Here is a 12,186-nt window from a genome sequence, read left to right on the forward strand (position 1 = left end):
CGCTGACCGCGCGGGCCGGGCAGCGCGTCGGGTCGCTGAGCGGGGGCGAGCGCAAGCGGGCCAGCATCGCGGTCGAGATGCTGACGCGGCCCCGCGTGTTCTTCCTGGACGAGCCCACCTCCGGCCTCGACCCGGCGACCTCGGCCGACCTGATGCGGCTGCTGCGCGGGCTCGCGGACTCGGGGACCACGGTGGTGATCACCACGCACCATCCGCCGGACGTCCTGGCGTGCGACCGGGTGGCCGTCCTCGCCCAGGACGGGCGGCTGGCCTTCTACGGCGAACCGGATGAGGCGCGAGAGCGGTTCCGGGCGGACCGGATCGAGGACATCTATCTGCGGCTGGCCGAAGGGGAGGCGCACGAGTGGACGGGCCGGTTCGGCGCGCGGAGCCGCGGCGAGCCCCCGGTCCCGGCGGCGGGCCCGGAGGCCGGCCCGGCGATCACCGCGTTCCGGCAGTGGGCTCTGCTCACCCGGCGCAACCTGGACCTGCTCACCCGCAACCGGCTCACGCTCGCGGTGCTGCTCGGGTCGCCGCTCATGGTGCTGGCGATGTTCGCGGTCCTGTTCCGGCCGGGGGCCTTCTCGCCGGAGTCTCCGAGCCCCGCCGCGACGGTGATGATCCTTTTCTGGATCGCCTTCGGGGGGTTCTTCTTCGGCCTGACCTACGGGCTGCCGCAGATCTGCAGCGAGCTGCCGGTCCTGCGGCGGGAGCGGCTCACCGGGCTGCGGATCGCGCCTTACGTGCTGGCGAAGGCGACCGTCCTGCTGCCGCTGCTGGCCGTGGTGGACGCGCTGATGCTCGGCGTCCTGCGGGTCCTGGACCGGCTGCCCGCGTCGGGGTGGGGGACGTACGGGGAGCTGTTCGTCACGCTGCTGCTGTGCTCGCTGGCGGCGCTGGCGCTGGGCCTGCTCGTGTCGGCGGCCGTCACCGACCCGACCCAGGCCACGATGGCGCTGCCGATGCTCTGCTTCCCGCAGGTGCTGTTCGTGGGCGCGATCCTGCCCGTCCCTGTGATGGCGGCGCCCGGACGGTGGCTGAGCTGCGCCATGTCCAACCGGTGGGCCTTCGAGGGCCTCGGGCACAGCCTCGGGGTGGAGCGGCTCTGGGCGAGCGGGCGCTCGCCGCTGGGGCCGCCCCTGCTCGCCTCCTACGGTGACACGTTCTCGCGGTCGCCGGCCGTGGACTGGGCACTGCTGGGCGGGTTCACGGCGCTGTTCCTGGCGGGAGCCTGCCTGGTTCTCACCCGGAGGACATAAGACACCTTCCCCATAGGCCATTTAAGGACACCGCGGCGCTCTTGCATCACCTCCGGCCCGTCCCTGACCGTTTAATGAGGAATGCGGCTTTTGCACACGGGGGTGCATTTTGAGTGCTTCGTCCGGTTATGACGTCGAGCTCATGCCCGGCTACGCGGAGACGCGGCCGCTGGACGAGCTGCGGGCCGCCGAGTACGCCTACCTGGACGAGCAGACGTACCTGGACTACACCGGCTCGGGCGTCGCCGCCGCCGCGCAGATCCGCGCGCACGCCGAGCGCCTCGCGGGGCGCTGCTACGGCAACCCGCACTCGGAGAACCCCACCTCCAGCGCCTCCACCGCCCTCGTCGAGCGGGCACGGCGGGCGGTCCTGGCGTTCTTCAACGCCTCCCCCGAGGAGTACGCGGTGGTGTTCACGCAGAACGCCACCGGCGCGTGCCGCCTCGTCGGGGAGGCCTATCCGTTCGAGCGGGGCGGGCGGCTCGTCCTCACCGGCGACAACCACAACTCGGTGAACGGGATCAGGGAGTTCGCGAGGGCGCGCGGCGCCGAGGTCGCCCACGTGCCCGTCCGCGGGCCCGACCTGCGGGTCCGCGAGGCCGACCTCGCCGCGGCGCTGGGCGGCGCCGGCGGCCTGCTGGCCTTTCCCGCGCAGAGCAACTTCAGCGGCGTCCGGCACCCGCTGAGCTGGGTCGACCTCGCCCACGCGCACGGCTACGACGTGCTGCTGGACGCGGCCGCCTTCGCGCCCGCCGGCCGCCTCGACCTGAGCCGGGTCCGGCCCGACTTCGTCCCCGTGAGCTGGTACAAGGTGTTCGGGTACCCGACCGGCGTGGGGAGCCTGGTCGCCCGCCGGGACGCGCTGGCCCGGCTGCGCCGCCCCTGGTTCGCCGGCGGGACCATCCAGGCGGTCAGCGCGCTCGGCGGCTGGCACGTGCTCGCGCCCGACGAGACCGCGTTCGAGGACGGCACCCTGAACTTCCTGTCCATCCCCGACGTGGAGTTCGGCATCCGCTGGATCGGCGGCATCGGCATGGACCTCGTCGAGCGCCGCGTGGGGTGCCTGACGTCGCTGCTCCTTCGCCGCCTCGCGGACCTGCGCCACGCCGACGGCTCCCCCCTGGTCCGGGTGTACGGGCCGGAGGGCGCCGGCGGGCGCGGCGGCACCGTCGCGTTCAACGTGCTCGACCGCCGCGGCGCGGTCGTGGACGAGCGGATCGTGGCCCGCGACACCGCCGCCGCGGGCATCTCGATCCGGACCGGCTGCTTCTGCAACCCCGGCGCGGGCGAGGGCGCCTTCGAGATCTCCGAGCATGCCCTGCGCCGGACCGCCCGCCTGCGGATGCGGACGCTCGACGACTACCTGGGCGTGCTCGGGCTGCCGAGCGGCGGCGCGGTCAGGGCGTCCCTCGGCCTCGTGTCGAACGTCGCCGACGTGGAGCACCTCATCGCGTTCCTCGGCGCGCGCTACGCCGACCGGGAACCCGACCGGACCGGCCTCAGGCCCCGCGAGCGCTGCTGAGGACGCTCAGGAGCCCGCGCGCTCGACGACGGCGGCCCACTCCGCCAGCAGCGCCTGGGCGGTGTCGGCGTCCGGCCCCTCGGCCCACAGGTGCGTCACCGCCTCCGCGGGATCGGGCAGCACGAGGACCCAGCGGCCGTCGCCCTCCACCACGCGCACGCCGTCGGTGGTGTCGAGCGTCCGGTTCCCCGCCGCCTCCACGACGTGGCGCATGACGCTGCCCTTGGCCGCCCACGGCGTCGGGACGGAGCGGCGCAGCAGGTGCGCGTCGGGGATGCGGCGGTCGATCTGCGACAGCGTCAGCCGCGTCCGCGCGACCAGGCCGACCAGCCGGACGAACGCCGCGATCCCGTCCACGGTGCCGCTGAACTCGGGCATCAGGAACCCGCCGCGCCCGTCCCCCGCGAAGACCACGCTCGGCTGCGCGGCCGCCTTGGTCAGCACGTCCTGGGACGTGGAGGTCCACTCGACCTGCACGCCGTGGAACCGGCACACCTGCTCGGCGACCCGCGTCGTCGTCACCGGCAGCGCCACCTTGCCGCCCCGCCGCTCGGCCGCGACGAGGTCCAGCATCACCAGCAGGGCCCGGTCGTCGCCGACCAGCTCGCCGTTCTCGTCCACCAGGGAGATCCGCTCCCCCACCGGGTCGAACCGGACGCCGAACGCGGCCCGCGACGAGGACACCAGCTCCCCGAGCCGCTCCAGGTCGCGCATCCGCTCGGCGAGCGTCTCGGTCGGGTTGGCCTCGTCCAGCCCGGCGTTGCGGGTGAGGACCTCCACGCCGACCTTGCCGAGCAGGTTCGGCAGCACCAGCGAGGCCACCCCGCCCGCGCAGTCCAGGACGATCTTCAGTCCGGCCTCGCGGACGCCGCGGATGTCGACGCGGCGCAGCAGGTCGCGGGTGTAGGTCTCCACGACGCGCGGAGGGTAGGTCAGCTCGGCGATCTCGCCGGGGAACGCGCGGCGGTACTCCTGCCGCCCGAAGACGCGCTCCAGCTTGCGCTGCGCGCCCTGGGACAGGTCGGCGCCGTCCGCGTCCAGGAACAGGATGTCGACGCCCTGCGGGTCGCCGAGCGTGGTGCGGATGTAGATCCCGCCGACGCTGTCCTCGCGGCCGGTCTCGAAGCGCGCGACCGTCAGCGGCGTCGCCTCCAGGTCCTGGACGTTGATGGCGCTGGCGGTCAGGGCGCTGTTCACCGCGCGTTTCAGGGTGCGGGCCGCGCGGGAGACGTCCCGTCCGGTGACGACGGTCGTGCCCTTCTTCAGCGTCGTCGCGTAGGCGGAGGCGAGCCGCACCGCCAGCTCGGGGGTGATCTCCACGTTGACGAGGCCGGAGACCCCCCGCGGCCCGAACAGGTTGCGCTGCCCCCGCGACTCCCAGATCACGCTGGTGTTGACGACGGCGCCGGCCTCGATGGTCTTGAACGGGTACACCTTCACGCCGCTGGACACGTACGCCTCGGCCTCGATGACGCACTCGTCCCCGATGACGGCGCCCTCCTCCACGCGGGCGCCCGCCATGATGTCGGTGTTCTTCCCGACCACGCAGCCCCGCAGGTTCGTGGACGGCGCGACGAACACGTTGTCGTGGACGATCGCGCGGTGCAGGAAGGCGCCCTCCTTGACGACGACGTTGCTGCCGAGCACGGTGAACTCGCGCAGCTCGACGCCCGCCTCGACCTTCGCGTAGTCGCCGATGTAGAGCGGCCCCTTGAGGACGGCCTCGGCGTCCACCTCCGCGCCTTCGGCGACCCACACGCCCGGCGACATCTCGAAGCCGTCGAGCTCGATGCCGACCTGCCCGGAGAGCATGTCCGCCTGCGCCTTCAGGTAGCTCTCGTGGGTGCCGACGTCCTCCCAGTAGCAGTCGGCCACGTACCCGAACAGGCGGGCGCCCTCGGCGAGCAGCTTCGGGAAGACGTCCCCGGACCAGTCGACCGGCTCGCCCTCCGCGACGTGCTCCAGGACCTCCGGCTCCATCACGTAGATGCCGGTGTTGACGGTGTCGGAGAACACCTGGCCCCAGGTGGGCTTCTCCAGGAACCGCTGCACGCGTCCCGCGTCGTCCACGATGATGATCCCGAACTCCAGGGGGTTCGGGACGCGCTTGAGGCCGATGGTGACGAGCGCGTCGTTCTGCTCGTGGAACCGCACCATGTCGGTCAGGTCGATGTCGGTGAGCGCGTCCCCGGAGATCACCAGGAAGCGGTCGTCGCGCAGCGCCTCCTCCGCGTTCTTGACGCTGCCGGCGGTGCCGAGCGGGACCTCCTCGGTCGCGTAGCTCAGCGACATGCCGAGCTCCTCGCCGTCGCCGAAGTAGTTGCGGATCAGCGCGGCCAGGAACTGGACGGTGACGACGGTCTCGCCGAACCCGTGCCTCTTCAGCAGCCGCAGCACGTGCTCCATGATCGGCCGGTTGACGAGCGGCAGCAGGGGCTTCGGCTGGTTGGCGGTCATCGGACGCAGCCGCGTCCCCTCGCCTCCCGCCATCACGACGGCCTTCATCGGGAGGTCTCAGCTCCCTTCTGGCCGCCGGCCGGCGGTTCCGCGCCCGGCCCCTCGGCGGCCCCCGGACCGGCCGCCCCGGACGCGCCGCCCGGCCCGGAGGCCGGGGGCGGGGCGCCGCGGCCGGCCAGCACCAGCTGCCGCGTCTGCACCCAGTAGAGGACGGCCGCCCACCAGTACAGGGCCGTCCCCCAGACGGCGAAGGCCCATCCGACGACCCGCGCCGCGGTGCCCGCGGCGCCGCCGTGGTCGCCGAGCAGCAGCAGCGGGAAGGAGTACAGCAGGCACATCGTCGCCGCCTTGCCGATGAAGTGCACGGGCAGCGTGCCGCCGTACCCGAGCCGCCGCACGATCGGCGCGATCGGCAGGATCGACACCTCGCGGGCGACGAGCGCGAGCACCAGCCACAGCGGGATGATGTCGCGGATGGTGAGCCCGACGAGCGTGGCCAGGATGTAGAGGCGGTCGGCGGCCGGGTCGAGGACCATGCCGAGCTTGCTCGTCTGGTTGAACGCCCGCGCCAGCTTCCCGTCCAGCCAGTCCGACAGGCCCGCGAACACCAGCAGGCCGAGCGCCCACCAGTCCGCCTCGATCAGGACGAGCCACAGGAACAGCGGGACGCCCAGGAGCCGGGCGAGGCTCAGGATGTTGGGCACCGTGAAGATCCGGTCCTGTGGGGCCTCCTGCAAAGTGCTCACCGACGTGTCGCCTCCCCTGGTCCCCTTGATCCTGACCCTATCCGTAAGGGGTGGAAAGCCCCTCGGCGGTGTCGGCGTCGGAAGTCGGGAGGGTTCCGGCGAACGGGTGCCGCCGGAGCATCCCGGGGGCGCGCGTCACGCCCGGTGGGGCTCGACGGCGTTCTCCAGCGGGAGGACGGCGGTGACGACGAACCCTCCGGACTCCCCCGGCCCCGCGTCCAGCGTCCCGCCCACGCTGCGCGCCCGCTCGATCATTCCGAGGATCCCGAACCCCTCGGGCGGGCCGCCGGAGGGCCCCCGCCCGTTGTCGGCGACCCGGACGACGAGGCTCCCGCCGTCGCGCTCCAGGCTCACCGTCGCGCGCCTCGCGGCGGCGTGCTTGACAACGTTGGTCAGGGCCTCCTGGACGATCCGGTACGCCGCGACCCCCGTCTCGGGGGGCGGCGTCCCGACGTCCCCGTCCCGCAGGTCGACGTCGATCCCGCCGCCGCGCGCCGCGTCGACCAGGCCGGCGAGGGCGTGGAGGCCCGGCAGCGTCTCGGGGGCGCCGACGTCGGTGCCGCGCAGGACCTGGAGCGTGCCGCGCAGTTCGATCCGCGCGTCCCGGCACGTCGAGGCGATGGAGGCGAGCGCGTCGGCCAGCTCCTCCCGGTCGAGCGGCCGGTCCCCGCGCACCAGGTGGGCCGCGGCGCCCGCCCGCACGCCGATCAGGGTGATGCTGTGCGCGAGCAGGTCGTGCAGGTCGCGGGCGATCCGCAGGCGCTCCTCGGCGACCCGCCGGCGCGCCTCCTCCTCCCGGGTGCGCTCGGCCCGCTCGGCCCGCTCGGTGATCGTCGCGAGCCGCGCCCGGTGCACCCGCCACACCTGGACGGCGATGACGACCGACACCACGGCCTCGATGACGGCGATCTGCTCGCGCAGGGATCCGCCGCCCGCCCGCATCGCCGCGCCGACCACGCAGACGGCGAGCAGGAACCCGACGACGCCGAGGACGATGCGCACCCGGCGCCCGAGCACCGCGTAGGCGAACAGCGCGACCACCTCGGCGGGCACCAGCGCGTGGTGCTGGTACTGCGCCAGGTGGTAGGGCAGCACCAGGACCACCAGTGCCAGCAGGCCGGGGGTCGGCCACCGCCGGATCACCGCGAGGGGGACGTGCGCGGCCACCAGCAGCGCCGCGCCCGGCGCGTCCAGCCCCCGCACGCCGGGCCACAGCACCGCGGCGGCGGCCGCCGCTCCCGCCAGCGCCGACGCCGCCAGGGCGTCCTTCACCGTCACCTCGACCCGGGGCACCGTCAGCACGCGCCCATTCTCCCCCACTCACGCGATCTTCGCGCGGCGGCCCGCGCCCGCAGGAATGATCCTTTCGGCGGCCCCTGCGCGGCCGGAGGCCCGCCCTATAGTTCTGCAGACCCCGTCACGAAGGGCCGACAGTTGTCCGTCCCCCCGCCTGCTGTCCCCCCGCCTCCCGCCCCCGCGTCCGGGCTCCGGATGACCCTCGGCGCGCGGGCCTACCGATGGCCGCTCCGCGTCCTGGCCGCCGCGCCGGCGGCCGGCGCGGCCCTCGTGCTCGCGGCCCGCTCCGGCGCCGGGCCGCCCGACGCGGACAGTGCCCGCCGGATCCTGCTGATCTGCGGCGGCGGCTGCCTTCTCGCCGCCCTGGCCGCCCTCATCTGGGCCGTCCGGCTCCACTGGACCCGCCTCATCGTGACCATCGGCGAGCAGGGCGTGACCCTCCGCCGCGGCGGGCGGGAGGCGGCCGTCCCGGCCGGAGCCGTGGAGGCGGTCGGGATCAGGTGGCCCGTCGACGACCCGGTGTGGACGCTCTGGCTCGACCCGGAGCGGGCGCCCGGCGTCGAGGCCGTCGCCGAGGTCGACGGGAACGCGGTGACCCTGCTCAGGGGCGGGTCGCTCCCGTCCGGATGGCTCCCGGCCGTCCGGACCGCGACCGCGGACCGCCTGGGCGCCGCCTGGCGGGTCGTCGACGACGAGGGCCGGGAGGTTCCCCCGCCGGCGGCCGGCGCCCTGGCCGGGGCCCGCCACATCGTCGTGGACGGCGCGGGCCGGTACCGCGACCGGCGCGGAGGCGCGGTCCTCGCCGTGGCCTGCCGGGGGCGCGGCAGGCGGACCACCGTGCTGCGCGACCCCCACACCGCCGCGCTGCTGGTGGTCCGGGGCCCGTCCCGGCTGCCGGGCCGCGACCGCGTGCGCGTCCTCGACGCGGACGGCCGCCCTCTCGGATTCGTGCGCGGCCTGCGGGAGCCGTCCTTCCACACCGCTCGCGGGACGCTCCTCGGCACCACCCGCGCGACCGGGGACGGCCTGGTCGTCACCGGCGTCGACGGCCGCCGCTCGGCCACGCTGCGCATCGGCGGCGGCGCCGAGGCCGGAGTCGAGCTGGAGCGGTCGCCGTCCGCCCCGGACCCCCTCCGCAGCCTGGCCCTGGCCCTGCCCGTCGCGATCCCCGCGCGGGACCTCCGCGCGGGCGCGTTCTAGCCCATGGGCGGCGGTTGCGGCAACCGGGGCCGTCCGGGTTAACGTCGTGGCGACAGATCGCGGGGGCCCGGCGAACCGGGCTGAGATAGCGGCTGGGACGGCCGCTGACCGCATGAACCTGACCGGGTAATGCCGGCGTAGGGAGAGATCGAGTCGTCATGACCGAACCTGTGGTTCCAGCTGCCCGCAAGACCTACCTCCAGGGCTCGCGCCCGGAGATCCGGGTCCCGATGCGGGAGGTGCCGCTGACCAACGGCGACGTCGTCGTCCTGTACGACACGTCCGGGCCGTACACCGATCCCGAGCACCAGACCGACGTGCGCCGGGGGCTGCCGCCGCTGCGGGAGGCCTGGATCGCCGAGCGCGGCGACACCGCCCCCTACGAGGGGCGGGCCGCGCGCCCCGAGGACGACGGGCGCCGGTCGTCGCCGTCCGGCGTCCCCCTGGGCGCGGGCGGCCGACTTCCCCAGGCCGACGGCGAGGGCGCCCTGCCGCGGCGGCCGCGGCGCGCCACCGGCGGCGCGGTGACGCAGCGCGCCTACGCGCGGCGCGGGGAGATCACGCCGGAGATGGAGTTCGCCGCGCTGCGCGAGGGCGTGGCGCCGGAGGTCGTCCGGGACGCGCTGGCGGCCGGGCGCGCGGTGCTGCCCGCCAACGTCAACCATCCCGAGATCGAGCCGATGGTCATCGGGCGGGACTTCCTGGTCAAGGTCAACGCCAACATCGGCAACTCGGCCGTCGCGTCCTCGATCGAGGACGAGGTCGAGAAGATGACGTGGGCGACCCGCTGGGGCGCCGACACGATCATGGACCTGTCGACGGGCCGCGACATCCACACCACGCGCGAGTGGATCCTGCGCAACTCGCCCGTGCCGGTCGGGACCGTCCCGCTGTACCAGGCGGTGGAGAAGGTCGGCGGCGACCCGGCGGAGCTCACCTACGAGATCTTCCGCGACACCGTGATCGAGCAGGCGGAGCAGGGCGTGGACTACATGACCGTCCACGCCGGGGTGCTGCTGTCCTACGTGCCGCTGACGGCGCGGCGCAAGACGGGGATCGTGTCGCGGGGCGGATCGATCATGGCGGCCTGGTGCCTGGCGCACCACGAGGAGAACTTCCTCTACACCCGCTTCGAGGAGCTCTGCGAGATCTTCGCCGCCTACGACGTGACGTGGTCGCTGGGGGACGGGCTGCGTCCGGGCTCCATCGCGGACGCCAACGACGAGGCCCAGTTCGCCGAGCTGCGCACCCAGGGCGAGCTGACGCGGATCGCGGCGCGGTTCGGCAACCAGGTGATGAACGAGGGCCCCGGCCACGTCCCGATGCACAAGATCAAGGAGAACGTCGACCTCCAGCAGGAGTGGTGCGACGGCGCGCCGTTCTACACCCTCGGCCCGCTGACCACCGACATCGCGCCCGGCTACGACCACATCACCTCGGCGATCGGCGCCGCGATGATCGGCTGGCACGGCACCGCGATGCTCTGCTACGTCACGCCGAAGGAGCATCTCGGGCTGCCGGACCGCGAGGACGTCAAGGCCGGCGTGATCGCATACAAGATCGCCGCGCACGCCGCCGACCTCGCCAAGGGCCATCCGGGCGCGCAGGCGTGGGACGACGCGCTGTCGGAGGCGCGGTTCGACTTCCGCTGGGAGGACCAGTTCAACCTGTCCCTGGACCCCGGCACCGCGCGCGCCTTCCATGACGCGACGCTCCCGGCCGCGCCGGCCAAGACCGCGCACTTCTGCTCGATGTGCGGGCCGCACTTCTGCTCCATGAAGATCACGCGGGACGTGCGGCGGTTCGCGGCCGAGCGCGGCCTCGCCGACGCGGAGGCCCTCGCCGCCGGGATGCGGGAGAAGGCCGAGGAGTTCAGGGCGGGCGGCGGGCGCCTGAACCTCCCCGTCTCGCCCGCCGACGCCTGACCCGAGCCGGACGCGGGGACGCCGAGCGAGGCGTCGGGATCGCGGCCGGGCCCGTCGTGCACCCGTGCGCGGCGGGCCCGGCCGCGTTCGGGCCATCTCGGCGCAGGTCGGGGCACCGGCGCGGATAGGATTGAGGGACCGTTCCAAAGCCGCGGATCCTCCCGATCGCCGCAGGCCCGTTCCATCCCCGGGAAGGATCGACGACCCAGGTGACCAGCGACGACACGCCGAAGGCGCGCCCGGTTCGGGCCGACGTTCGCCGCAACCGCGCGCGGCTGCTCGCCGCGGCGCGGGAGACCTTCCAGCGCCAGGGGGCGGGCGCCTCGCTCGAAGGCGTCGCGCGGCTCGCGGGCGTCGGCATCGGCACGCTCTACCGCCACTTCCCCACCCGGCAGGACCTCCTGGAGGCGCTGCTCGCCGACGTCTACGCCGGGCTGGCCTCGGCCGCCCGCGATCTGCTGGACTCCCCGTCCCCCGGCGAGGCCCTGCTGGCCTGGCTGCGGACGTTCGTCTCGGAGATCACCGCGTTCCCGGGCATGGCGGCCTCGGCGATGGTGTCGCTGCGCGACCCCCGGCTCGACCCGACCGGCTCCCGCGCGGCGATGTCGGAGGCGGGCGAGGCGCTGCTCGTCCGCGCGCAGCGCGGCGGGGACGCGCCCGCCGGCGCGGCGTTCGGCGACGTGCTGAGGCTCGCGGGCGCGATCGCGACGGTCGCCGAGCGGGACCCGGACGCCGCGGCCCGGCTGCTGTCGCTCGCCGCCGGCGGCGTGGCGCCCGGCGCGGCCCGCTAGAAGCCGGTCAGTCCGTCTCGGGGACGGGCAGGACTCGGCGGGGGCCCCGCGGCGCATCGGCCCGCCGGCGCCACTCGCGCGGGTAGCCGACCGACACCTCGATGTGCGGGACCCCGCCGGTCCAGATCGTCCGGGGGATGTGCAGGTGCCCGTAGACGACGGACACCGCGCCGAACCGGCTGTGCCAGTCGGCGGTGCGCTCGGTGCCGCACCACTGGGCGAACTCGGGGTACCAGAGGACGCGGGTGGGTTCGCGGACGAGCGGCCAGTGATTGACGAGCACGGTCCGCGTCCCCGGCTCCAGGGCGGACAGGCGCTGCTCGGTGTAGGCGATCCTGGCGTCGCACCAGGCGTCCCGCCCGGGATACGGGTCGGGGTGCAGGTAGACCTCGTCGGTGCACACGACACCGGCCTCGTGCGCGGCTTTGAGGGCCTCCTCCTTGCTGGACGTCCCGTCGGGGCGGAACGTGTAGTCGTACAGGATGAACAGCGGCGCCACGGTGACGGCGCCGTCCGGGCCGTCCCAGACGGGAAAGGGGTCCTCGGGGGTCAGCACGCCCAGGCCGCGGCACATCTCGACGAGCCGGCGGTAGCGGGCCTCACCGCGCAGTTGCACGGGGTCGTCCTTGACGGTCCACAGCTCGTGGTTGCCGGGCACCCACAGCACGGCGGCGAAGCGCTCGGCGAGGGTGCGCAGCGTCCACTCGACGTCGGCGAAGCGCTCGCCGACGTCGCCCGCCACGATCAGCCAGTCGTCCTCGGACGCGGGCCGCAGGCCCTCGACGAACGCGCGGTTCTCCGGGAACCCCACGTGCAGGTCACTGATCGCGTAGACGCCGCCCATCCAGCGATGGTAAGCCCCGGGCCCGCGCGGACCGCGCCTCCGCGGACATCTACGCCCCCACTCTCATTTCCATGCGAGTGAGGGCGCAGCGTGGGCATGGAAACGGGATCCGTGCTCCTTGCCGGAGCACGGACCCCGCCGGTCCG

The 12,186-nt window shown here is 74.3% G+C and carries 9 protein-coding genes and 1 riboswitch; of the genes, 5 read left to right on the forward strand and 4 right to left on the reverse strand.

Annotated features, from left to right (window positions below; genetic code table 11):
• Window positions 1–1,259 (forward strand): ABC transporter permease (locus AB0K37_RS23805; RefSeq protein ID WP_363984570.1); only part of this gene is annotated, 1,259 nt, incomplete at its 5' end.
• A gap of 142 nt (window positions 1,260–1,401) precedes the next feature.
• A complete protein-coding gene (locus AB0K37_RS23810) occupies window positions 1,402–2,781 on the forward strand; it encodes an aminotransferase class V-fold PLP-dependent enzyme (protein ID WP_363984572.1) in 1,380 nt (459 codons plus the stop codon).
• 6 nt (window positions 2,782–2,787) lie between these two features.
• On the opposite strand, the gene AB0K37_RS23815 is transcribed toward AB0K37_RS23810, so the two are convergent.
• From AB0K37_RS23815 to AB0K37_RS23825, 3 genes are all read right to left on the reverse strand, one after another.
• Complete coding sequence (locus AB0K37_RS23815; protein ID WP_363984574.1) at window positions 2,788–5,286, reverse strand: mannose-1-phosphate guanyltransferase; 2,499 nt, start codon at window positions 5,284–5,286, stop codon at window positions 2,788–2,790.
• The gene (locus AB0K37_RS23820; protein WP_363984576.1) at window positions 5,283–5,984 is read right to left on the reverse strand and encodes a CDP-alcohol phosphatidyltransferase family protein; all 702 of its coding nucleotides are present in this window, start codon (window positions 5,982–5,984) and stop codon (window positions 5,283–5,285) included. The genes AB0K37_RS23815 and AB0K37_RS23820 overlap by 4 nt, the downstream gene beginning before the upstream one ends.
• A gap of 135 nt (window positions 5,985–6,119) precedes the next feature.
• A complete protein-coding gene (locus tag AB0K37_RS23825) occupies window positions 6,120–7,286 on the reverse strand; it encodes a sensor histidine kinase (protein ID WP_363984578.1) in 1,167 nt (388 codons plus the stop codon).
• A 189-nt stretch (window positions 7,287–7,475) separates the two neighbouring features.
• Between AB0K37_RS23825 and AB0K37_RS23830 the strand changes: the two genes are divergently transcribed.
• From AB0K37_RS23830 to AB0K37_RS23840, 3 genes are all read left to right on the forward strand, one after another.
• On the forward strand, window positions 7,476–8,480 hold the full coding sequence (locus AB0K37_RS23830) for a hypothetical protein (protein ID WP_363984580.1): 1,005 nt from the start codon (window positions 7,476–7,478) through the stop codon (window positions 8,478–8,480).
• A 49-nt stretch (window positions 8,481–8,529) separates the two neighbouring features.
• Window positions 8,530–8,643: riboswitch (TPP riboswitch) on the forward strand.
• The gene (gene thiC / locus AB0K37_RS23835) at window positions 8,639–10,405 is read left to right on the forward strand and encodes a phosphomethylpyrimidine synthase ThiC (protein WP_363984582.1); all 1,767 of its coding nucleotides are present in this window, start codon (window positions 8,639–8,641) and stop codon (window positions 10,403–10,405) included. It overlaps the preceding riboswitch by 5 nt.
• A 209-nt stretch (window positions 10,406–10,614) precedes the next feature.
• The gene (locus AB0K37_RS23840; protein ID WP_363984584.1) at window positions 10,615–11,196 is read left to right on the forward strand and encodes a TetR/AcrR family transcriptional regulator; all 582 of its coding nucleotides are present in this window, start codon (window positions 10,615–10,617) and stop codon (window positions 11,194–11,196) included.
• Between the two features lie 7 nt (window positions 11,197–11,203).
• Here AB0K37_RS23840 and AB0K37_RS23845 read toward each other — a convergent pair whose 3' ends face one another.
• Window positions 11,204–12,040: a metallophosphoesterase gene (locus AB0K37_RS23845; RefSeq protein WP_363984587.1), complete on the reverse strand. Its 837-nt coding sequence runs from the start codon at window positions 12,038–12,040 to the stop codon at window positions 11,204–11,206.
• Window positions 12,041–12,186: the final 146 nt, after the last annotated feature.

This window comes from Actinomadura sp. NPDC049753 (genome assembly GCF_040674655.1).
GTDB classification, from domain to species: Bacteria; Actinomycetota; Actinomycetes; order Streptosporangiales; family Streptosporangiaceae; genus Spirillospora; species Spirillospora verrucosospora.

Excerpts from the sequence above, each read along its gene's own strand:
- AB0K37_RS23810 (WP_363984572.1), top strand. The coding sequence starts at position 1,402 with ATGCCCGGCTACGCGGAGACGCGGCCGCTGGACGAGCTGCGGGCCGCC.
- AB0K37_RS23830 (WP_363984580.1), top strand. The coding sequence starts at position 7,476 with ATGACCCTCGGCGCGCGGGCCTACCGATGGCCGCTCCGCGTCCTGGCC.
- AB0K37_RS23845 (WP_363984587.1), bottom strand. The coding sequence starts at position 12,040 with ATGGGCGGCGTCTACGCGATCAGTGACCTGCACGTGGGGTTCCCGGAG.
- thiC (WP_363984582.1), top strand. The coding sequence starts at position 8,639 with ATGACCGAACCTGTGGTTCCAGCTGCCCGCAAGACCTACCTCCAGGGC.
- AB0K37_RS23815 (WP_363984574.1), bottom strand. The coding sequence starts at position 5,286 with ATGAAGGCCGTCGTGATGGCGGGAGGCGAGGGGACGCGGCTGCGTCCG.